Origin of the sequence: Humitalea rosea, assembly GCF_003253705.1 — a bacterium.
GTDB classification, from domain to species: Bacteria; Pseudomonadota; Alphaproteobacteria; order Acetobacterales; family Acetobacteraceae; genus Humitalea; species Humitalea rosea.
Map to the genome: position 1 here is coordinate 1 of NZ_QKYU01000033.1, position 22,036 is coordinate 22,036.

Genomic DNA, 22,036 nt, shown 5'->3' on the forward strand with positions numbered 1-22,036 from the left:
CAGAGCAGGCGCGGGCGGCGTAGTCCCAACACAACGCAGCCGACCGCGCCTGCGGACCACACAAAAAGCGCTTGCTCAGCGTGACGGTATCTCATTGCGCCATGAGGCCCGCCCACCGTCTGGCTAAGGCGGGCAGGCGCTGCGCGGCGCCGCCGTGCCGCAGATGGCGCCCCATGCCCGCGTCGAGCGTGCGCGCCGCCCCGTTCATTCGCCGCTGCGATGGCTTCGGGGGCCGCTTCGGCACGCCATGGACGGACCGCGACGCTGAGCGGCGCGTCGTCGAGCAGATCCGCGCCGCCTGCCCCGCGGTCGAGTCTGTGCAGCCAGCCAGATTTCGCCTCTCGCTTCGGGTAATGGCCTCAAGCCTGACCTGTGCGGGTGGCCAGGCGCTTCAGCACTTCGGCCGCCACCAGATAGCCGGCCACCAAGGCCGCAATCGCCGCCAGCAGCGCCCCCGGCAGCGGCGCGAAGCCCAGCATCGGCGCCAGCGGGCCGAGCGCCAGCGCGAAGGCCAAAGCAAGTGCGGAAAGCGAGGTCGCGATCAGCGCCGGATGGGGGGATGCCGCCCGCCAGGCAACGCTATGGGTGCGGATCAGGAAGATGACCAGCACCTGGCTCGCCATACTTTCGATGAACCATGCGGTGCGGAATTCCTCCGGCGTCACGCCGAAGCCCCACAATAGGATGCCGAAGGTCGCCAGGTCGAACACCGAGGAGAGTGGCCCCATCACCAGCGTGAAGCGCAGCACGGCGCCCATGTCCCAGCCATGCGGCTTCGCCCCATCCCCGGCATCCACTGCATCGAAGGGGATGCCCATCTCCGACAGATCGTAAAGCAGGTTGTTCAGCAGAATCTGGGCCGGCAGCAGCGGCAGGAAGGGAATCAGAAGCGACGCCACGGCCATCGAGGCCATGTTGCCGAAGTTGGAGGAGGTGCCCATCCGCACGTATTTCATGATGTTGGCGTAGGTCCGCCGGCCTTCCTCCACACCCTCCGCCAGCACGCCGAGATCGGGCGCGAGCAGGATCAGATCGGCTGCGGCGCGAGCCACTTCGGTCGCCCCTGCCACGGAAAGCCCGGCATCGGCGGCGTGGATGGCGGGCGCGTCATTGATCCCATCCCCAATGAAGCCAACCGTATGACCATGCGCCTTCAGTGCAAGGATCACCCGCCGCTTCTGGTCGGGCGAAACCCGGGCGTAGAGGTCCACATCCTCCACCCGCGCGACCAGCCCAGGTTGGTCGAGCGCATCGATCTCGTCCCCCGTCAGCAACCCTTTGCAGGGCAGGCCGAGCCTTTGCACCAGATGCTGCACGACGGGCGCGGCATCGCCCGAGATGATCTTCACTCGGACGCCCAGCGCGCCGAGCCGCGCAACGGCTTTGGCCGCTGAGGGTTTGGGTGGGTCGAGGAAGGCGCAGAAACCCGCGAAGACCAGGTCGGCCTCGGAGTCCGGCCCTTCGATGGTCTCGCCCTCCGACATCGGCCGCCAGGCAATGCCGAGGAGGCGGAAGCCTTCACCACCTCTGGCATCGGCCCGCGCGATCAGATCGCGGCGCGTGGCATCCGTCATTGGCACTGAATTGCCGTTCGCGCTTTCGGTCTTGGTGCAGGCCGCCAGCACCGCCTCGGGCGCCCCCTTCACCACCAGCAATCGCTGGCCCTCACCTTCGCACAGCACGGAGGAGCGCCGCCGTTCGAAGCCGAAGGGCGCCTCGGCCAGCGCGCACCAGCCAGGCGCGGGCGGATTGGCCAGCAGGATGGCGGCATCCAGTGCCGTCGGCACGCCGCTCGCCAGCCCCGCATTCAGCGCGGCGAGGTCCAGCACGCGCTGCGATGGCGCCCCATCCAGCCCGCTCGCGTCGGCCAGCGCGATCTTCGCCTCCGTGAGCGTACCGGTCTTGTCGGTGCAGAGCACATCCATGGCGCCGAGATCGTGGATGGCCGCCAGGCGCTTCACCACGACCCGCTTGCGTGCCATCCGCATGGCCCCGCGCGAGAGGGTGACGGTGGTCACCATGGGCAGCAATTCGGGCGTCAACCCGACGGCAAGTGCGACGGCGAACATGAAACTTTCCAGCGGCGGGCGCTGGAAGCCGAGATGCGCCAGCAGCACGAACAGCACCAGAAAGGCTGTGAGCCTCAGGATCAGCAGACCGAGCCGGTGCAGCCCCTTCTCGAATGCCGTCGGCGGGCGCCGCGCTGCGAGGGACGCCGCCACCCCGCCCAGTTGCGTTGCGCGCCCCGTGGCGACGACGAGCATGGTGGCGGCGCCGGCGACGATGGCGGTGCCGGCGAAGACCGCGTTGAAGGCCTCGGCCGGGCCGCTGGCCTCGCTGGTGCCGACCCGCTTGCCCACGGGATAGGGCTCGCCGGTCAGCAGCGCCTCATTGGCCTGGGCGCCGCGGCTTTCCAGCAGGATGCCATCGGCTGGCACCAACCCCCCGGCGCTGAGGTTCACCACATCGCCGGGGACGATCCGCTCCACCGGCACCATCACCACCTGACCGTCGCGCCAGACAGATGCCTTCACGGCGACGCTGTTGCGCAGATGTTCTGCCGCCAGCTCGGCCCGGTGTTCCTGGACGACGTCGAGGCCGACCGACACAGCGACGATGCAGGCGATGATGGCGAAGCCCGGCCAATCCCCTGTGAGGCCGGAGACGAGTGCTGCGACCAGCAGGATCGCCACCAGCGGCTCGATCAGGCGCCGCCCGACCTTGGCGGCGAGTCCCAGCCTTGCCCGATCGACGACGGTGTTGGGGCCGTGAACGGCAAGGCGCCGCCGTGCCTCCGCGGCGGTCAGCCCCGTAAGGCCACTGCCGAGCCGCGTGATCATGGCATCCTGGGGCACCGCCCAGAACCGTTTGGCGGGCTCTGCCCTGTCGGTCATCAGTGAAGGATAGCAGAAAAGGCGCGGGCTCGGGAGTTCGGCGACAGGACCTGATACTACTATGTCATAAAATACTTGTTCGATTCGGCACTGCTTTCGTATGCGCTGAGATTCACACGCATGGAGGCATGCGCGTGGCGCTCTCGTCCTCACCGGGCAGCAGTGAATCGCGATTTTCAGCCTATGTCGAGGCGCTTGGTGCCGCCCTCGGCCATGCCGACCGCATAGCCCCGGCCGAGCCAAGCAAAGGCGAAGACCGCGGCGGCGACGCCGAGGATCACCACGGTGAGCCGCTGCGCGAAGGCGTCCATCTGTCGCAGAAGCGGCGTCGTCAGGCGCTGCACGCCGCCGAGCATGGCGCTGATCCTGCCAAGCTCGGTCGCAGCGGGCTCGCCGTATCTTTTGCTGCTTGCGCTGATCCTGGCCTCCCGCCTGATCCCGCCGTTGCACCAGGCCCTGACCGCCTTCGTGTGGAACTGGACACTGCCGGGCGGCTTGCGCATGATGCTTCGGTCGCGCCGAGAGCTTGCGCAGGCCCATGGCGCGCAGCTCGCGGCTGAGCGTCTGTGGCGAGACCGAGACGCAGTATTCCTCCCACAACCATTGGCCGAGGTCGCGCAGCCGCCAGCGCACCACGCCGTGGATGGTGGGGTTCGGCCCGCGGTCGATCGCCTCGGCGAGCGCCGCGCGTCGGTCAGCCGCGGCGTTGGTCTGGGGGCGCGGCGGTCCCGCAGCCCGTCAGGTCCCTCAACGTTGAAACGCAGTACCCAGTCACGCACGATCTGCAAGGTCACGTTGCCCCGCCGCGCCAACAGGCCGGACACATGACCGCATCCGTACCTCGTCATCCGCGTCAAACCCCTTGTCTCGAGGGGACGTCCACACATGAATCACATCAGCCCGCATTGGGGAATCCCCTATGTGAGCCAGGCGTCATGGGATTTGGTATCAGGTATGATTCAAACCGATGATACGCTCCCTATTACTTTTCCAGCGCCGTTCGCCAGAAGCCGAACCCTGTCCCCGCATCTAACGTTGCCATAACAAGGCCCAAACCCCTGATATCCCTCGTGGCATCGGGGGTTTTGCCGTTTTGGCCCATCGCCGCTCCCGCCCCCTCTCGGCCTGCGCCAGATGCAGGAAAGCCGCCAGGTCGCCGCGCAGCGACACCTCCACCTCGCCGCGCCGCGGTCCAGGAAAGACCTGGATGGCGTCGATCAGGCACCCCAGTACCGCGGCGACGCCGGCCAACATCTCCGGATCCTTCAACTCAGCCTCGAGCGTCTCCACGCGGCGGCGGTAGAGCGCCGGGAGGTTGGAATGCAGGACCGGCACCAAACCGCTTGGCCCGACGCGCCAATAGCCTTCGACGCCGGCCCGCGCGGATGGACTTTACCGATACCACGCAGTATCGTGCGGCAAGGTATCGATAACATAATCGATGACATAACGGGAAGGGAACGATCATGCACATCGGCCAGGGCGGAACATGTCGTCCGCTCGCTTCCGACCGCCGACGGGAAGGAAGCCAGAACCATCCGCATGCGGGCCTCGCCGCTCGGCGGATCAGGGCCCTCCTCGCCGCCGCCCTGGCTTTCGTGGGCCTGGGCGGGCCGGCCCAGGCACAACCGGCCAGCGCGAATTATCCGGACCGCTTCGTCCGCCTGATCGTGCCCTATCCGCCGGGTGGCAGCGTCGATCCGGTGGCGCGCCTCCTCAGCGAGAAGCTGACCGAACGTTGGGGCCAGCGGGTGGTGATCGACAACAGGCCCGGCGCCGGCACCATCATCGGCACCGAAGTCGTCGCAAGGGCACCGCGTGACGGCTATACCCTCCTCCTCACCGCCAGCACCCACGTCACCAACGCGCTGCTGTTCTCGAACCTACCTTACGACAGCGTCAGGGATTTCACGCCCGTCGCGACGGTCTACAAATCGGAATTCGTCCTGGTCGCGCATCCAGCCGTACCGGCGACGACACTCCAGGAACTCATTGCCTACGCACGGGCGAATCCCAACCGGCTGAACTACGCCTCCGCCGGCGCCGGCAATGCGAGCCATATCGCCGGCGAGGTCTTCAGCAGGATGGCCGGCGTCCAGATGACTCACGTCCCCTACCGGGGCGGTGGCCCGCTCACGACGGATCTCCTGCGGGGAGATGTCCAGCTTTACTTCGCGGTGCCGGTCGCGGTGCTGCCGCCGATCCAGACGGGCCGGCTGCGGGCGCTCGCCACCACGGCCGATACGCGGCTGTCGATCCTGCCCGACGTGCCGACCTTCGCCGAGGCCGGCATGCCCGGCTTCGGTATCCGGTCGTGGATCGGCCTCTATGCGCCGGCGGGCACGCCCGAGGCCATCGTGAACCGGATCTCCGCCGACATGGCCAGCATCCTCGCCATGGCGGACGTGAGGGAGCGACTGGAAAGCCAGGGCCAGATCCCCTTCATCTCCGCCCCCCTGGCGATGACAGCGCTGATGGAGGAGGATTCGGAGCGGTTCGCCCGCGCCATCCGCGAGGCCAATATCCAGATCGCCCCATAAGTGCCGCGGGGCCGAGCCCTGCCATCCCGGACCACGGCCGCGGCATCCGCGCCGCGTGGTCCGGCGCCTGTCGCGCGACAGCCCAGGGGACCGGCTGGCCAGGAAACCGCTTGGCCCGACGCGCCGATAGCCTTCGACGCGCGGCTCGCGCGGATGGACTTTACCGATACCACGCGGTATCGCACAACAAAGTATCGATAACATAATCGATGACATAACTGGAAGGGAACGATCATGCACATCGGCCAGGGCGGAACATGTCGTCCGCTTGCTTCCGACCGTCGCCGGGAAGGAAGCCGGAACCATCCGCATGCGGGTCTCGCCGCTCGGCAGATCAGGACCCTCCTCGCCGCCGCCCTGGCCCTGGCATGTGTGCTCGTTGGCACCACCGCCCAAGCCCAGCCGGCCAGCGCGAATTATCCGAACCGCTTCGTCCGCCTGGTCGTGCCCTATCCGCCGGGCGGCAGCGTCGATCCGGTGGCGCGCCTCCTCAGCGAGAAGCTGACCGAACGCTGGGGCCAGCGGGTGGTGATCGACAACAGGCCCGGCGCCAGCACCATCATCGGCACCGAAGTCGTCGCAAGGGCGCCGCGTGACGGTTATACCCTCCTCCTCACCGCCAATACCCACGTCACCAACGCGCTGCTGTTCTCGGATTTGCCTTACGACAGCATCAGGGATTTCGCGCCCGTCGCGACGGTCTACAAGGCCGAGTTCGTCCTGGTCGCGCATCCAGCCGTACCGGCGACGACGCTGCGGGAACTCATTGCCTACGCACGGGCGAATCCCAACCGGCTGAACTACGCCTCCGCCGGCGCCGGCAATGCGAACCACATCGCCGGGGAGGTCTTCAGCAGGATGGCCGGCGTCCAGATGACTCACGTCCCCTACCGGGGCGGTGGCCCGCTCACGACGGATCTCCTGCGGGGAGAGGTCCAGCTTTACTTCGCGGTGCCGGTCGCGGTGCTGCCGCCGATCCAGACGGGCCGGCTGCGGGCGCTCGCCACCACGGCCGATGCGCGGCTGTCGATCCTGCCCGACGTCCCGACCTTCACGGAAGCAGGTCTGCCCGGCTTCGGCATCCGGTCATGGATCGGCCTGTTCGCGCCGGCGGGCACGCCCGAGGCCATCGTGAACCGGATCTCCGCCGACATGGCCAGCATCCTCGCCCTGCCGGACGTGAGGGAGCGGCTGGAAAGCCAGGGCCAGATCCCCTTCATCTCCGCCCCCCTGGCGATGACAGCGCTGATGGAGGAGGACGCGGCCCTGTTCGCCCGCGCCATCCGCGAAGCCAATATCCGGATCGAGCGATAGATGCTGCGGGACTACACCACGGTCATCACAGGCGCCGGCAGCGGCATCGGCGCTGCCGTAGCCTGGCGCTTCTCACGCGAGAACGCCCGTGTGGTCGTATCCGACATCGACGAAGGTGCCGCGATCGGCGTGGCGCGCGCGATCGACCCGTCCGGCGTACGGGCAATTGGCCTGCGCTGCGACGTCACGCAGGAGCAGGACTGCGCCCGGCTGGTGACCGAGGCCGAGCGCTTCTTCAGCGCCCCCATCGACGTTTTCCTGGCGAATGCCGGCGTCAGTTTCGCTGGCAACTTCCTCGAAGCCGCCCCCGCGACCCTGCGGCGGGTGGTGGAGGTCAATGTGACGGGAAGCATCCTGTCGGCGCAGGCCGCGCTACGCAGCCTCGTGCGCAGCCCACGCGCGTCGCTGATCTTCACCAGCTCGATCAGCGGCATCACGGCGCGGGCGAAGCGCAGCGTCTACAACGCATCCAAGCATGCGCTGACCGGCCTGGTGAAAGCGCTTGCGCTGGAATTCGGACCTGTCGGCGTGCGGGTCAACGCCATCGCCCCGGGCGCCACCGACACGCCATTCCTGCGGGCGCACCTCGCCAAGGTCACCGCCGACGTCGATCAGGCTGTCAGCGACATCGTCAGCGGCATGCCGCTCGGGCGCCTCATCAGCCCGGATGAATTTGCCGACGCCGCCGTGTTCCTTGTCTCGCCGGCGTCGCGCTCGATCACCGGCCATACGCTGCTGCTCGATGGGGGAGCCACGGCAGGCCGGATGTGACGAGGGCACATCCGGCCGCCCCCGGCTCACTCAAGCTTCACATTCGCGGTCCTGACGACGCGCTCGAATTTCTCCATGTCCGACCGCATCAGGGCCGAGAACTGCGCCGGCGTCAGGTCGAGGCTCTCCATGCCGCCGGCATCCAGCCGCTCCTTGACGTCCGGCATGGCCATGACGCGGGTGACCTCGGTCGTCAGCCTGGCGACGATGTCGGGCGGCGTGGCGGCCGGCGCCAGGACCGCGTTCCAGATCCGGATCTCATAGCCGGGAACGCCGGCCTCGGTGAAGGTCGGCACATCGGGCAGGGCAGCTAGGCGCCTCGGACTGGAGACCGCGAGGGCCTTCAGCCGGCCCGCGCGGATATGCGGCAGCACGATGATCGTGCTGCCGAAGCTGAACTGCACCAGCCCGGCCAGCAGGTCGGTGATCGCCGGTGCGCCGCCGCGGTAGGGGATATGCGTCGTCTGGATCCCCGCCATGATTCCGAGCATCTCGCCGGCGAGGTGATTCGGATTGCCGGTCCCGGCGGAGGAGTAGTTCAGGACCGTCGGCTGCGCCCGGGCGAGGGCGATGAACTCCTGCAGCGTATTGGCCGGCACCGAGGGGTTCACGACGAGGATGACCGGGCTCTCGGACAGGGTCGCCACCGGGACGAAGTCCCGCAACGCGTCGAAGGACGTCGTCATCAGCAGCGAGTTGGTGATGTGCGACGTCGATGCGAGCAGCAGGGTGTAGCCGTCGGCCGGCGCCCGCGCCACCAGCTCCGTCCCGATGATCCCGTTTCCGCCGGCCCGGTTGTCGACGATGACCGTCTGGCCGAGGGACTCCGACAGCTTCTGCGCGAGCGCGCGCGCGAGCGGATCGACACTGCCGCCGGGAGGGAAGGGCACGGTCAGGCGGATCGGCCGGTTCGGGAAACCCGCCGCCGTCTGGGCGGAAGCCGCCACGGGCCCGAGCGCCGATAGGGCACCCAGCATGCCAGCCTTGAGGAACTGAGATCTCAGCACGTCCGTCTCCTGGAACAGCGCGGCCTTCGAGGACCGCCAATTGGTCGGCATGATGGTAGCGATAACGCACGACGCTAGATTCGGCCCGATCCCGATGTCAAGGTCTTCGGCCCGATATCGCCCGGCCGGCCGGCGCGCGGCCATGCCGTGTTGCGGATGCGTATGGTGGGATCGGCGACGTCCCGCGGAGCCCATCGGCGGCATGATCCGTCGCGCGCGCTGCGAACTTGCCAGGGATTTGCCCTGCGGATGTGATATCGCTACCATTATCGCGCGAGGCCGCATGAAGCGTCCGGCCGACGGGGTCTCTCGAAAGCGGCTCCGGGCCTGCCGTACCCTTCGAGGAACGATGATGGCCGCGCCGCGGCCGGAGGAGACATGCCACCATGCGCCTGACCCGAGACCTCGCCGCATTCTGCGCAGCGCTTCGCTTCGAGGACGTGCCGCCCGAGGCGCTCGCCTTCATCCGCATCGGCTTCACGGACTGCGTGGCGACGCTGGCGGCCGGCCGTTATGACCCGATCACGCAGGCGCTGCGGGAGGTGGTCAGCCCCGCCCCCGGCCCCTGCGACCTGCTTCTCGGCCTCGGCACGGCATCGCCCGGCGATGCGGCGCTGCTCAATGCCACCGCAGCGCATGCGCTCGACTTCGACGATGCGGCGCAGAAGGGCCATCTGAGCGCGGCCCAGGTTCCCGCCATCCTCGCCGAGGCCGCGCTGCGCGGTTCGACAGGCCGGCAGATGGCGACGGCCTATGCCGCGGGCTACGAGGCCTGGGCCGAGCTGATCCGCCGCGAACCCGACCACTATCACAATGCGAGCTGGCATCCGACGGGGGTCTTCGGGCCGATCGCGGTCGCCGCGGCCTGCGCCTCCCTGCGCGGGCTCGATGCCGAGCGCACGGCGCATGCCCTGGCCATCGCGGCCTCGCAGAGCGCCGGGCTGATCGCGAGTTTCGGCACCATGACCAAGCCGTTCCACGCCGGTCGCGCGGCCCAGGCGGGGCTGATGGCGGCACGCCTGGCGGAGATCGGCTTCACCGGCTCGCTGGAGGCCCTGGAACATCCCAAGGGGTTGATGCGCGGCATCTCGCCCAAGGGGCGGGTCGATCTGACTTCCCCGGTCGAGGCGGGACACGTGTGGAAGCTGCCGAGCGGCGGGCTGAACGTGAAGAAATATCCGCTGTGCTTCGCCGCGCATCGCTCGCTGGACGGCATGCTGGACCTGCTGGCCAGGCACCCCATCGAGCCGGCAGAGGTGGATCGCATCGTCGTGACCATCAGCCGCCGGAACAAGTCGACGCTGCGCTACGAAAACCCGCGCACCGCCCTGGAAGCCAAGTTCAGCATGCATTTCGCGATGGCCTCGGCCCTGCTCGCCGGCCGCGTGGGCCTGCCGGAGCTGGACGACAGCTTCCTCCAGCGCGACGACGTGCAGGCCATGATGCGCCGCGTGGAGGTGCTCCCGGAGGATCGGGAGGACCTCACCCGCCCCGGTGAGGCGCCGGAGGACGTCGTGCTCATCGAGACCCTGGACGGCCGGCGGTTCAGCCAGGCGGTCGACTACGTGCGGGGCGGGCCGGAGAAGCCGCTCCTGCCTGGCGAACTCTTCTCCAAGTTCCAGGCTTGCCTCGCCGCCGGCGGCTTGCGCGTGGACGCGCGCCCGCTCTTCGACGCGCTGTCGACCATCGACCACCAGGAAGGCACCGCCGAACTGTACCGGCTGGCGACGGCGTGACGATGCCGGCGCGCTACGGCCCGCGCCGTCGGCCCGGCGGTGGCCGGTTCTTGACAGTAACCATGATATCGCTACCATGACGGTGATGACTGGATCCCCGTTGACATCCGCCAGCCGGCGCAGCCTGCTCGCCCTGCTCTCGCTTGCCGCCCCCTGGCGCGCCGGGGCCTGGGCCCAGGGCTATCCTGACCGGGGCTACCCTGACCGGCCCGTACGCCTTTACATCGGCTATCCGCCGGGCGGCGGGACCGATTTCGTCGCACGCATCGCCGCCTCCACATTGACGCAGGCGCTTCGGCAGCAGGTGCTGGTGATCAACACGCCCGGCGCCTCCGGGGCGATCGCGCTCGAACGGGTCGTTCGTTCGCCGCCGGATGGTCACAGCCTGATCATGATCTCGGCGGCGGATACCATCCTGCCCGCATTGCGCGCCCGGCTGCCGTTCGACATGGGGCGCGACCTCGTGCCGGTGGCGCCGACGGCGACCGGCGCCCTCGGGCTGGTCGTGAATCCCGCCCTGCCCGCCCGGTCCGTGCTGGAATTGATCGCGCTGGCGCGCGCGCGGCCGGGGGAGCTGAACTACGGCTCGCCGGGCGTGGGCAACTCCCAGCACCTCGCCGGAGAATTGTTCAACCGCCTCGCGGACATCAGGATCGTGCACGTGCCCTTCCGTGGCGGCGCGGAAGCAATCTCCGCCACGGTGTCAGGCGACATCCAGCTCTGTTTCGCAAGCCTCTCGGCCGCATTGCCGCTGATCGAGAGCCGCAGGCTCCGGCTCCTGGCCGTGACGCCGAAGGTCCGTTCCGCGTCGGTGCCGGAAACGCCCACGATCTGGGAGGCCGGCCTGCCGGGATACGACCGGTCGACCTGGTTTGGCATTGCCGCGCCGGCGGGCCTGCCGCGGGAGATCCTGCTCGTGCTGAACACCGCCCTTTCGGCCGGCATGCGGGGCGCGGAAACGCGCCAGCTCCTGCAGGGGCAGGGATTGGAACCGATGACCGCGACGCCAGAGGAATTCAGCGCGTTCGTGCGGTCAGAGCTCACCGAGAACGCCCAGTTGGTGCGCAGCATGGGCATTGCGGCCGAGTAGGGGCTGACGCCGTATCGTGGGGCGTCGCGGCTTGCGCGCGACCGCTCCGCGGCGTCGGCCGGTCTGTCATTTCAGCACTCATCTGGAGGAAAGTCGGGACATGCACAGCACGAAGATGTCGGCATCGGCCACGTCGTACCGGCTGCCGCCGGAAATACAGGAGCTGTGCGATGTCGCGAAGCGCATCGTGCGCGACGAGCTGATGCCGCTGGAGCAGGAATGGCTCGCCAGCCCCAATCAGGCCTATGGGATGCGCGAGCTTCCTGCCATCCGAGCGGCCTTCTCGCCCGAGGTCGCCAAGCGCATCGAGACCATCTCGCGCGACACCGGCCTCTGGTACCTGATGATTCCCGAAGAGTATGGCGGGCTGGGGCTGTCGATGCTGGCGCAGGTCGCGATCCTGGAGCAGCTCTTCTACACGCCCGTGATGCTGCCGTTCGCGAACGTGGCGAACATCCTTTACGAGTGCAAGGGTGACCAGATCGACCGCTTCCTCAAGCCGGTGATCGAGGGCGAGAAGGTCACGGCCTTCGCGCAGACCGAGCCGAATGCCGGCTCCGATCCCGGGGGCATGATGCAGACCCGCGCGATCCGGAAGCCCGGCGGCTGGGTGCTGAACGGCACCAAGATGTGGATCTCGAACGCGCATGAGTGCGACTTCCTCATGGTCCAGGCGGTCACGGACCCCGAGAAGCGCCAGCGTGGCGGCATCACGATGTTCCTGGTGGACCGCAAGAACCCCGGGCTGAATGTCGAGGTGCCGGGCATCCGGACCTGGCTCTCGCAGATAGCCAAGCAGCACGTCGTGCATTTCGACGACGTCTTCGTGCCGGATGAGGATGTGCTCGGCGAGGTCGGCAAGGGCTTCAGCCTGGGCCAGGCCTGGCTGACCATCCATGACCGCCTGCTGCGGGGTCCCTATGCGCTCGGGAAGATGCAGCGCTCCATCGACATGTCGGTGGACTGGGCGAAGCAGCGCGTCACCTTCGGCAAGCCGCTGTCGGAACGCCAGGCGATCCAGTGGAAGCTGGTCGACATGCATGTCGATATCCAGGCGCTCCGCTCCATGACCTACGAGATGGCGGCGCGCGCGGATGCCGAGGAGGACGTCCGCGCGGAAGCGGCTCTCGTCAAGCTCTGCGCGAGCGAATGGGGCGCGCGCTGCGTCGACCAGGCGATCCAGATCCACGGCGCCATGGGCGAGTCGCTGGATCTGCCGCTCACCCTCTTCTACCGCCTGCTGCGGCACACGCAGATCGGCGGCGGCGCCAGCGAGATCCAGCGGATCCTGATCGCGCGCAAGCTGCTCCGAGGCTGAGGCGGGCTGACTTCGATGTCCGGATCGGCGCTGCAGGGGGTTCGCGTCCTCGACCTTGGCCAGGGTATCGCTGGCCCCTTCGCGGCACGCCTTCTCGGCGACTTCGGGGCGGAGGTCATCAAGGTCGAACCGCCAGGTGGGGATGAGGCGCGGCAATTGCCGCCCCTCATGCCGGATGCGCCGGAAGCCGAGCGGAGCCTGCTCTTCCGCTACATCAACTGGAACAAGCGCGGCATCACCCTGGACCTCGAAAGCCCGGAGGGACGCCGGACGCTGCAAGACCTCGTGCGCCGGTCCGACATCGTCATCGAGAGCTTTCCCCCGGGAACGCTGGCCGGCATGGGCTTCTCGTCCGAGCAAATGATAGCGTGGCAGCCACGCCTCGTCGTGACCTCGGTGACGGATTTCGGCCAGACCGGCCCTTACGCGCATTATGCCGGCAGCGACCTGGTGCTTCAGGCGATGAGCGGCATCATGCAGATCAGCGGCGAGGCCGACCGCGCGCCGCTGAAGCACGGCCTGTCCCAGGCCTATTTCTGCGGCGGGCTGAACGCCGCCTATGCGTCGCTCGCCGCCTTCCACGCCGCCGAGCGCGACGGGATCGGCGACCACGTCGATCTGTCGATCCAGGAATGCCTGATCTCCGAACTGGTGATCAGCGAGACCTACTACTCCTTCATGGGTGCCGTTCAGGGCCGCCGCTACGCGGTGGAGGATCCCTTCTCCGGCGCGCCGATCCCGACGCGGAAGGGCTATATCGCGATCCAGGCCGGCGGATCGATGCCGCCGCAGGTCTATGCCGATCTCTTCGGCAACGAGGCCTTCCGGGATCCGAAGTTCGCGAGCAACCGCCAGCGGGCGCTGCACCTGCAGGAGGCCTCGGCGCTGATGCGGTCCTGCGTCAAGGACCGCGACGCGAAGGACATCTTCCTGGACGGCTCCCGGCGCCGCCTGCTGATGGGCATGGTGCAGACCGCGCCGGACCTGCTCGCCTGCGAACAGCTCGCGGCGCGGGACTTCTTCGCCGAGCTGTCGCATCCGGCCGGCGGGACCTTCCGCTACCCCGTCGAGCTGGCCAAGCTGTCGGCGACCCCGGTCTCGGTCCGGCGGCCCGCGCCGCTGCTGGGCGAGCACACGGCGGAGGTCCTGGCGGAGCTGGCGACGCCGGCAGCCGAGGTGGCGCCCGCGCCCGCCGGCGCCCGCGCGAGGCTGCCGCTGGAGGGGCTGCGCGTCCTCGACATGGCGACCGTCGTGGCGGTGCCCTACATGGCCGCGCTGCTCGGCGATCTCGGCGCCGAGGTGATCAAGATCGAGGCGCCGCACAAGCTCGATCCGACGCGCCAGGGCGTGCTCACGACCTATCTCGACAACGATACGCGGGTGGATGCGATCAACCGCTCCGGCATCTGGCAGGTGGTGAACCGGGGCAAGCAGTCGCTCGTGCTCGACATGTCGCAGCCGGAAGGCAAGGCGATCTTCCGCGACCTGGTCGCCAAGAGCGACATCATCGTGGACAATTTCCCCCCGCGCGTGATGGCCGCCTGGGGCCTCGACCACGACGCGCTGAAGGCGATCAACCCGGGCATCATCTGGCTCACCAACACAGGCTACGGCTCCACCGGCCCGTGGCGGAACTTCCCGAGCCAGGGCACGACGCTCGAAGTCACCATGGGCATCGCCAGCTACAGCGGCTACCGGGGCGGCAAGCCGTCGAAGGTCGGCCATTCCTACCCCGACTTCCTGGCCTGCTGGATCGGCCTGGCCGCGCTCTTCGCGGCCTTGCGGCACCGGCGCCTCGCCGGCGAGGGGCAGCGGATCGACCTCGGCATGTATCAGGTCGGCGTCGCGATGATCCCGGAGGCGCTGCTGCAGTACCAGCTTGACGGCACGGAGCCGCAGCGGATCGGCAACGAGCACGAGGAGTATGTGCCGAGCGATGCCTTCCCCTGCCGCGGCGACGACCGCTGGGTCACGCTCACGGTCAAGACCGACAGCCAATGGCAGGCGCTCGCCGCGCTGATGGCGCGGGATGGCATCGCCGTCGATCCCGGCCTGGGCACGGCGGTGGCGCGGCGGGAGCGGCGCGCAGAGGTCAACGACCTCGTCGGGCGCTGGACGCCGTTGCGCGACGGGCTCGCGGTGATGCGCCTCCTGCAGGAGCACGGCGTGGCCAGCGGACCGGTGTTCAGCAACCGCGACCTCCTGCTCAACGACCACCTCGCCGCGCGGGGCTTCTACGAGCGGGTGCGCCTGCCGGAGCCGATGGGCCTGCGCCCGATGATGGGCCGGCCGTGGAAGCTGTCGCGGCGCCTGGTGAAGGTGGGCAAGCCCGCCCCCCGCTACGGCGAGGACGGGCCGCAGATCCTGCGCGACCTGCTGGGCCTGGATGCGTCGCAGATTGAACGGCTGCTCGCCGACCGCGTGGTCTGCCTGGCCCCCACCGTCAGCAAGCCGATCGACGCCATGGGCATCGCCGAGCTGCTGCGCCTGAAGGCCATCCATGACGTGGACAAGGATTACCGGGAGAAGCTCGGCATCGCGGATGCCGCGACGAACGCCGTGGTTTGACAGGGGCGGTCGCGGGAGGCTACGATAAGTTATCGATAACATTGTGCGCGCGGGGCCGTTCTCGGCCGTTGCGCGGCCACACAGGGCAGGTCACGGACCCAGGAGCAGCGGTGCCCAATCTGAACATTACCGTCGAAGACAAGGTCTGCGTCGTGGAGCTGAACCGCCCGCACGCGATGAATTCGATCGACCCCGAGATGCGCGCCGAACTCTACGCCTTCTACGACCGGATGAAGAAGGATGACGATATCCACGTCATCATCTTTACCGGGGCGGGCGACAAGGCGTTCTGCACCGGTGCCGACCTGAAGAAGACGATGCCGTCGGACGAAGCCTATGCCGAGGAGCTGCTCGGCCGTGGCGAGCCGGGCAGCGCCTTCCTCGGCCTCAGCACCGACAAGCCGATCATCTGCGCGGTGAACGGCTATGCGCTGGCGGGCGGCACCGAGCTGCTGCTGGCCTGCGACATCGTGATCTGCTCGGACAATGCGAAGTTCGGCCTGACCGAGGTGCGCCGCGGCTCCATCCCCTGGGGCGGCAGCATCCAACGCCTGCCGCGCTCGATCGCCAAGACCGACGCGATGCTGATGCTGCTGACCGGCGACATGATCGACGCGCAGGAGGCCCTGCGCATGGGCCTGGTCAGCAAGGTGGTGCCGCTGCCCGAGCTGATGCCGACCGCGATGGATATCGGGCGGCGCATCGCGCGCAACGCGCCGCTGGCGGTGCGGGCGGTGAAGCAGCTGGTGGTGCAGGGCGGCGACCTGCCGCTGGTGCATGCGCTGCACATCGACAAGTACATGTACGGCCTGCTGAAGAACACCGAGGACCGCGTCGAGGGCCGCCGCGCCTTCGCCGAGAAGCGCGAACCCGTCTGGAAGATGAAGTGAGGCGATGAGCGACGAAGCCCAGGGTCCACCCTCGGCCCTCGAAGGACTGCGCGTGCTGGATCTCTCCGGCGCGATGGGGAATTATTGCGGCAAGCTGTTCGCCGACATGGGCGCCGACGTGATCCTGGTGGAGCCCCCCGCGGGCAGCGAGCTGCGCCAAGAGCCCCCCTTCATCGGCGATGTGCCGGGCGTCGAGCGTAGCCTGAACTTCGCCTACCAGAACACGAGCAAGCGCGGGATCGGCCTTGATCTGGACACCGCCAGCGGCCAGCGCATCCTGCGTGAGATCGCGGCGACGGCGGATCTGGTGATCGAGACCTTCCCGCCCGGCTGGCTGGAGGCACGCGGCCTCGACTACGCCAGCCTGGCCCGGCTGCGCCGCCAGATCGTCGTCGCCAGCATCACGCCCTTCGGGCAGACCGGACCCTATGCGCAGTTCGGCGCGACGGATCTCGTCGGCCTGGCGACGGGCGGGCTGCTCTACATGGGCGGCTACCGCGATACGGCGCCGACCCAGGCGCATGGCGACCAGGCCTTCAAATGCGCCGCGATGTATGGCGCCGTCGCCGCGATGCTGGCCGTCACCGAAGCCGAGCTCTCCGGCCATGGGCAGCATGTCGACGTCTCGATGCAGGAATGCGTGACGCTCGCGCTGGAGAATGCCGCGCAGACCTACGATCTCGAAGGCGTGGTGCGCCAGCGCCCCCCGGGTGACCAGCGCTTCGCGGGCTACGGCCTGTTCCCGTGCAAGGACGGCTACATCTATCTCGGCTCCCGCGGCATCGGCAACAGCCCGGCGTGGTCGCGCAGCCTGCAATGGTTCAAGGACGAGAAGATGCCGGGCGCGGAGCGGCTGTTCGGCCCGGAGTGGTCGGACCTCGACTACCTCAAGGGGATCGAGGCGCGCGAGGTCTTCGCCGATCTGTTCATCCCCTGGGCCCGCCAGCACAGCAAGGCCTGGCTGTACAGCGAGGGCCAGAAGCGCCTGATCCCGCTGGCGCCGGTGAGCACGCCCGCCGACCTTGTCGAGAACCCGCAGCTCCAGGCGCGCGGCCATTTCGTCCCCTTCACGCATCCCCTCGTGGCGCAGGCGGCACGCATGCCCGGCGCGCCCTATGTCCTCTCCGAAACGCCCTGGAAGGTGCGGCGGCCCGCGCCCAGGCTCGGCGAGCATACCGCGGAGGTCCTGGCCGAAATCGGCATCGCGCCGGACGAGGTGGCGCGGCTCTTCTCCGCGGGCGTGGTCGCATGAGCGCGGTCTCCGGGCTGCCGCTGGCCGGTCTGACGGTCGCGGATTTCTGCTGGATCGGGGCGGGGTCGTATACGACCAAGATCCTCGGCGACATGGGCGCCGACGTCATCAAGATCGAAAGCTCGACCCGGCTGGATTCGCTGCGCCTGGCCGGCCCCTACAAGGACGGCAAGCCAGGGGTCAATCGCAGCGGCTATTTCGCGGACCGCAATTCCAGCAAGCGCGGCATCACGGTCGACATGAAGCACCCGCGCGCGCTTGAGGTCATCAAGCGGCTGATCGCGAAGAGCGACATCGTCGCCAACAACTTCGCCGCGGGCGTGATGGAGAAGTTCGGCCTGAGCTACGAGGATGTCGTGCGGATCAGGCCCGACGTCATCTACCTCGCGATGTCCATGCAGGGCTCGCAAGGACCCCAGCGCGACTTCCGCGGCACGGGCAGCAGCATCGCCGCGCTGACGGGCATCCTCGACCTCAGCGGCCTGCCCGGGCGCGTGCCCGCGGGCACCGGCACCAACTATCCCGACCACCTGCCCAATCCCTGCCACGCGGCTTTCGCCGTGCTCGCGGCGCTGCGTCATCGCCGCCGCACCGGCCAGGGGCAGTACATCGACTTTGCCCAGACCGAGCCCATGCTCTCGCTCATGGGGCCGACCTTTCTCGACCTTGCCGTGAACGGCCGGTTGCAGCAGCGGCGCGGGAACGACCACCCCTGGGCGGCGCCGCACGGCGTCTATCCCTGCGTCGGCGAGGATCGCTGGATCGCGATCACGGCGATGAGCGATGCGCAATGGGCCGCCCTCGCCGAGGTGATGGGGCAGCCCGCCTGGGCGCGGGAGGAGCGCTGGCGGACGATGCCGCATCGCTATCGCGAGCGGGAAGAGCTCGACCGCCACATTGGCGCCTGGACCGCGGGACAGGACGCCCAGGCGCTGATGCTGGCGCTTCAGGCCAAGGGCGTGCCGGCTGGCGCCGTCCAGGATGCGCGCGATGTCACGCGCCACGATCCGCAGTTGCAGCATCGGGAGCACTGGGTGCGGATGCCGCATGCGGAGATGGAGGAGTCGATCTACAACAACCTGCCGTTCCGCTTCACGCGCACGCCTGTGAAGCCGACCCGGCCCGCCCCGCTGCTGGGCGAGCACACGCGCGAGGTCCTTGGCGGCATGCTGGGCTTCTCCGAAGCGGAGATCGAAGGGTTGGAAGCGCAGCAGGCGCTGAAGTGACCGGCGGATGATGACTCGGATCCAGGAGCCGCTCGATGCATCCGCTGCGTGACACATGCGCCATCGTCGGCGTCGGCGCCAGCGCGCAGGGCAAGGTGCCGGGGTCTTCGGCGATCTCGCTGTCCGTCGAGGCCTTCAAGCGGGCGCTGGATGACAGCGGATTGCGCAAGGAGGAGATCGACGGGCTGCTGACCCTGCCGGGGCAGACCTCCGCCGAAGGCGCGCTGAACTACCTCCGCCTCGGCGAGACCCTGGGCATCGATCCGCGCTTCACCGGCACGATGAACATGGGCGGCGCCACGCCGGGCGTCATGCTGCAGCATGCCGTCCTCGCGGTGAATGCCGGCATGGCGAAGAACGTGGCCTTCGTCTTCGGGGATGCCGCGGCGACGGGCGGCGGCAAGTACGACCGTGCCCAGGGCTGGGGGGATTCCTCCTCGATCTGGGGCTATATGTCGGCCGCGGCGAACAGCGCCATCACCGCGGCCCGGCACATGGCGGTCTATGGGACGACGAGCCGGCAGTTGGGCGAGATCGCCGTCGCCTGCCGGTATCACGCCTCGCTGAACCCGGATGCGGTGATGCGCACGCCGATCACCGTCGAGGATCACCAGGCCTCGCGCTGGGTGGTGGAACCGCTGCACCTGCTCGACTGCTGCCTCGTCTCCGATGGCGGCGTCTGCGTCATCGTCTCCAGCGCCGAGCGCGCGCGGGACCTGAAGCAGAAGCCGGTGCTGATCTCCGGCATGGGGCAGGCCTATACGACGCAGAACCTCGGGCGGGAGGACTGGTGGTACGCGCCGCACCAGCGGACCTCCGTGCTCGACGCCTATGCCATGGCCGGTGTCGGCCCGCGCGACATCGACGTGGTGCAGCTCTACGACAACTTCACCATCAGCGTGATGCTGTGGCTGGAGCATGCCGGCTTCTGCAAGCCGGGCGAGGCCGGCCCCTTCTGCGAGGGCGGCCGCATCCAGCTCGGGGGGGAGCTGCCAGTCAATACGGCGGGCGGCAACCTCTCGGAATCCTACATGGAAGGCTGCCTGCACATCGTCGAGGCGGTGCGACAGCTGCGCGGGCAATGCGGGCCGCGCCAGGTGCGCGACGCCGAGGTGAGTCTGGTGACCGGACGCGGGCAGGCGCTGAATTGCGCCAACGCCCTTGTGCTGCGGAAGGGGTGACGCCGTGAGCGACTATGCCAAGCCCTTGCCCATTCTGACGGATGAGAACCGGCCCTTCTGGGAGGCCTGCCGGAACGGGCGGCTGAGCCTGCAGACATGCAGCGGCTGCGCCCATGTCCGCTACCCGATCAGCCGCTTCTGCCCGCAATGCCTTTCGGCAGAATTCGAATGGTCGGAGATGAGCGGCCGGGCGACAGTGTTCTCCTACATCGTCTTCCACCGGGCCTATCATGCCGGCTTCAGGCAGGATGTTCCGTACAATGTGGCGCTCGTCCAGTTGGAGGAGGGGCCGCGCATGTTCAGCAATGTCGTCGGTGTGCCGAACGACCAGGTCCACATCGGCGATCCGGTGGAGGTGGTGTTCGATCCCGTCACGCCCGAGGTGACGATCCCGCGCTTCCGCCCCATCTCCCAATAGCCCGGATCAGCGAGGCCAGCCGAGATGTACAAGGTCGAAACCAAGGCCCCCGGGGCGAAGGTCCTTGAGGATTTTCCCGAAGGCGCGGAGATGCCCGTCGTCGCCAAGGGGCCGATGCGGGCCGGCCACCAGGTGCGCTGGGCCGGCGCCTGTGACAACTACGCCTCCGAGTTCCATCACGACGAGAAGGAAGCGAAGGAGAAGGGCCTGCCGGGCCTGCTCCTCTCCGGGCCGTTCATGGCCAGCTACATGCTGACCGAGGTCACGCATTGGCTGGGCAGCGGGGCGCGGGTGATGTCCTTCTGGGACCGCAACACCGGGCCGACCATGCCGCACGACATGGCCTATATCCACGCCAGGATCAAGCGCGCCTGGGCGGAGGGCGGCGACGGGCTGGTCGAGGTGGACTGCCATATCGTCAATCAGGACGGCAGGATCACGACGCCGGGCGGCCTGGTCGCGCGCCTGCCCCTGCGCAACGCGACGCCGGCCGCGGGAGGTTGAGATGAGCCAGGATACCGTGAATGCGGAGATGCAGGCCGCGTTGAAGGCCATGGAAGGCCCGCTCGGCCCGCCCGACTCCATGGTCATCGAGTACGGCGCCATCCGCAGGATGGCCCTGGCCATCGAGGACTTCGACCCGATCCGCTACGAGGAGGCGGCGGCCAAGGCCCGCGGCTATCGCGGCGTGGTCGCGCCCTGGCCCATCCTCTGGCTGGTCTTCTTCAATTGCCGGGACGCCCCGCTGGCCTTCTCCTTCGGGAAGGTCACCATCCACGGGCAGGACACCTATGAGTTCCACGAACCCATCATCGCCGGCGACGAGATCACCGTCACCGCCTCGGTCAGCGAGACGGCGGTCAAGCAGGGCAAGTCCGGTCCGATGGGGCTGATCGTGACACGGCGCGAATTCCGCAACCAACACGGCCAGCTCTGCGCCGTGATGTCCACGACGAACCTGCGGCGCTGAACGGCGCCGCCGCGCCTCAGCCCGGCCGCGGATCCGCGTCGAGCCGCACGGCGATGCCTTCCAGCCCCGGTCCCGAGGCGGGGTAGAGCTCCATCACCTTCGGGTCGTGGCCCGGCACGATATGGTCGTCCGAGCTCGCCAGCCGATGCAGGGTAGTGAAAGCCTCCAGCATGGCCGGCACGTCGGTGGCGACGGCGAAGGGCCGGCGGTCGCGGTAGTTGGCGTAGAAATGCGTCGCATCGCTCGCCAGCACCACCCAGCCGCGGCGCGTCCGCACCCGCACCACCTGCAGGCCGAGCGAATGGCCGCCCACATGATGCACCGTGATCCCGGGCGCGATCTCGCCGGCGCCGTCGTGGAACTGCGCGCGCCCCTGGAACACGCGGCCCACCATGGCCGTCACGTCCTCGGCTTCGAAGGTCCTGCTGAGTTCGGTGTGGCACATGCAGCGGCCTGTGCAGAAGGCCATCTCCCGATCCTGGACATGGTAGCGCGCCGCCGGGAACATGGCGTGGTTCCCCGCATGGTCGAAGTGCATGTGCGAGAGGATGACGTCCGGCACCGTCGCCGCATCCACGCCGATCGCCCGCAGCCCCTCCGCGGGCGTCCGGATCAGTTCGCGGCCGCGCTTCTTCGCCACCGCCGCGTCGTAGCCGGTGTCGAGCACCATCGTGCGGTCCCGCCCGACGATGGCCCAGACGAAGTAGTCGAGCGGCATGTCGCCGACATCGTGCGGATCGGGCGTCAGGAAGTTCCTCGCCGCCAGGCGCGCGTGATGCGCATACTTCACCGCATGGATCTCGTACACGTCGTCGGTCATGCCGATCCTCCCTCAGCCCATTCCTGTCATCGATACCAAAT

General features: G+C 68.4%; 19 protein-coding genes and 1 pseudogene. 14 read left to right on the plus strand and 6 right to left on the minus strand.

Annotated features, from left to right (window positions below):
* Positions 1 to 359 precede the first annotated feature (359 nt).
* The 4 genes and pseudogenes from mgtA to C8P66_RS20910 form a co-directional block, all read right to left on the minus strand.
* Positions 360 to 2,894 (minus strand): magnesium-translocating P-type ATPase, encoded by a 2,535-nt coding sequence (gene mgtA / locus C8P66_RS20905; RefSeq protein ID WP_146423008.1) that lies wholly within the window; start codon positions 2,892 to 2,894, stop codon positions 360 to 362.
* Between the two features lie 176 nt (positions 2,895 to 3,070).
* A complete protein-coding gene (locus C8P66_RS24540; protein ID WP_245903715.1) occupies positions 3,071 to 3,250 on the minus strand; it encodes a hypothetical protein in 180 nt (59 codons plus the stop codon).
* A gap of 196 nt (positions 3,251 to 3,446) precedes the next feature.
* Positions 3,447 to 3,530: pseudogene (locus tag C8P66_RS24835) on the minus strand (hypothetical protein); the annotation flags it as partial.
* A 393-nt stretch (positions 3,531 to 3,923) separates the two neighbouring features.
* Positions 3,924 to 4,184, minus strand: coding sequence for a hypothetical protein (locus tag C8P66_RS20910; RefSeq protein WP_111400233.1), 261 nt, complete (start codon positions 4,182 to 4,184; stop codon positions 3,924 to 3,926).
* Between the two features lie 176 nt (positions 4,185 to 4,360).
* On the opposite strand from C8P66_RS20910, the gene C8P66_RS20915 reads away from it, so the two are divergent.
* The 3 genes from C8P66_RS20915 (at position 4,361) to C8P66_RS20925 (ending at position 7,519) form a co-directional block, all read left to right on the plus strand.
* Positions 4,361 to 5,434, plus strand: coding sequence for a tripartite tricarboxylate transporter substrate binding protein (locus tag C8P66_RS20915; protein ID WP_111400234.1), 1,074 nt, complete (start codon positions 4,361 to 4,363; stop codon positions 5,432 to 5,434).
* Between the two features lie 234 nt (positions 5,435 to 5,668).
* Positions 5,669 to 6,748: a tripartite tricarboxylate transporter substrate binding protein gene (locus C8P66_RS20920; protein ID WP_111400235.1), complete on the plus strand. Its 1,080-nt coding sequence runs from the start codon at positions 5,669 to 5,671 to the stop codon at positions 6,746 to 6,748.
* Positions 6,749 to 7,519 carry an SDR family NAD(P)-dependent oxidoreductase gene (locus C8P66_RS20925; RefSeq protein WP_111400236.1) on the plus strand — a complete coding sequence of 257 codons (771 nt, stop codon included), beginning with the start codon at positions 6,749 to 6,751 and terminating at the stop codon, positions 7,517 to 7,519.
* Positions 7,520 to 7,545: 26 nt separating this feature from the next.
* On the opposite strand, the gene C8P66_RS20930 is transcribed toward C8P66_RS20925, so the two are convergent.
* Positions 7,546 to 8,670 carry a tripartite tricarboxylate transporter substrate binding protein gene (locus C8P66_RS20930; protein WP_158537340.1) on the minus strand — a complete coding sequence of 375 codons (1,125 nt, stop codon included), beginning with the start codon at positions 8,668 to 8,670 and terminating at the stop codon, positions 7,546 to 7,548.
* A gap of 242 nt (positions 8,671 to 8,912) precedes the next feature.
* On the opposite strand from C8P66_RS20930, the gene C8P66_RS20935 reads away from it, so the two are divergent.
* From C8P66_RS20935 to C8P66_RS20985, 11 genes are all read left to right on the plus strand, one after another.
* Entirely contained in the window at positions 8,913 to 10,262 is a 1,350-nt protein-coding gene (locus tag C8P66_RS20935) for an MmgE/PrpD family protein (RefSeq protein WP_111400237.1), read from the plus strand.
* A gap of 76 nt (positions 10,263 to 10,338) precedes the next feature.
* On the plus strand, positions 10,339 to 11,352 hold the full coding sequence (locus tag C8P66_RS20940) for a tripartite tricarboxylate transporter substrate binding protein (RefSeq protein ID WP_111400238.1): 1,014 nt from the start codon (positions 10,339 to 10,341) through the stop codon (positions 11,350 to 11,352).
* Positions 11,353 to 11,452: 100 nt separating this feature from the next.
* The gene (locus C8P66_RS20945; RefSeq protein ID WP_111400239.1) at positions 11,453 to 12,670 is read left to right on the plus strand and encodes an acyl-CoA dehydrogenase family protein; all 1,218 of its coding nucleotides are present in this window, start codon (positions 11,453 to 11,455) and stop codon (positions 12,668 to 12,670) included.
* 15 nt (positions 12,671 to 12,685) lie between these two features.
* Positions 12,686 to 15,238: a CaiB/BaiF CoA transferase family protein gene (locus C8P66_RS20950; RefSeq protein ID WP_111400240.1), complete on the plus strand. Its 2,553-nt coding sequence runs from the start codon at positions 12,686 to 12,688 to the stop codon at positions 15,236 to 15,238.
* 110 nt (positions 15,239 to 15,348) lie between these two features.
* Positions 15,349 to 16,128: an enoyl-CoA hydratase/isomerase family protein gene (locus tag C8P66_RS20955; RefSeq protein ID WP_111400241.1), complete on the plus strand. Its 780-nt coding sequence runs from the start codon at positions 15,349 to 15,351 to the stop codon at positions 16,126 to 16,128.
* A gap of 4 nt (positions 16,129 to 16,132) precedes the next feature.
* Positions 16,133 to 17,380 carry a CaiB/BaiF CoA transferase family protein gene (locus C8P66_RS20960; RefSeq protein WP_111400242.1) on the plus strand — a complete coding sequence of 416 codons (1,248 nt, stop codon included), beginning with the start codon at positions 16,133 to 16,135 and terminating at the stop codon, positions 17,378 to 17,380.
* Positions 17,377 to 18,606 (plus strand): CaiB/BaiF CoA transferase family protein, encoded by a 1,230-nt coding sequence (locus C8P66_RS20965; RefSeq protein ID WP_111400243.1) that lies wholly within the window; start codon positions 17,377 to 17,379, stop codon positions 18,604 to 18,606. The genes C8P66_RS20960 and C8P66_RS20965 overlap by 4 nt, the downstream gene beginning before the upstream one ends.
* Positions 18,607 to 18,641: 35 nt before the next feature.
* Positions 18,642 to 19,787, plus strand: a complete 1,146-nt coding sequence (locus tag C8P66_RS20970; RefSeq protein WP_111400244.1) for a thiolase family protein — start codon at positions 18,642 to 18,644, stop codon at positions 19,785 to 19,787.
* A gap of 4 nt (positions 19,788 to 19,791) precedes the next feature.
* On the plus strand, positions 19,792 to 20,205 hold the full coding sequence (locus tag C8P66_RS20975) for a Zn-ribbon domain-containing OB-fold protein (protein ID WP_111400245.1): 414 nt from the start codon (positions 19,792 to 19,794) through the stop codon (positions 20,203 to 20,205).
* Between the two features lie 24 nt (positions 20,206 to 20,229).
* Positions 20,230 to 20,709 (plus strand): hotdog family protein, encoded by a 480-nt coding sequence (locus C8P66_RS20980; protein ID WP_111400246.1) that lies wholly within the window; start codon positions 20,230 to 20,232, stop codon positions 20,707 to 20,709.
* A 1-nt stretch (position 20,710) separates the two neighbouring features.
* On the plus strand, positions 20,711 to 21,175 hold the full coding sequence (locus C8P66_RS20985) for an FAS1-like dehydratase domain-containing protein (protein WP_111400247.1): 465 nt from the start codon (positions 20,711 to 20,713) through the stop codon (positions 21,173 to 21,175).
* Positions 21,176 to 21,191: 16 nt separating this feature from the next.
* Here C8P66_RS20985 and C8P66_RS20990 read toward each other — a convergent pair whose 3' ends face one another.
* Complete coding sequence (locus C8P66_RS20990) at positions 21,192 to 21,995, minus strand: N-acyl homoserine lactonase family protein (RefSeq protein ID WP_111400248.1); 804 nt, start codon at positions 21,993 to 21,995, stop codon at positions 21,192 to 21,194.
* Positions 21,996 to 22,036: the final 41 nt, after the last annotated feature.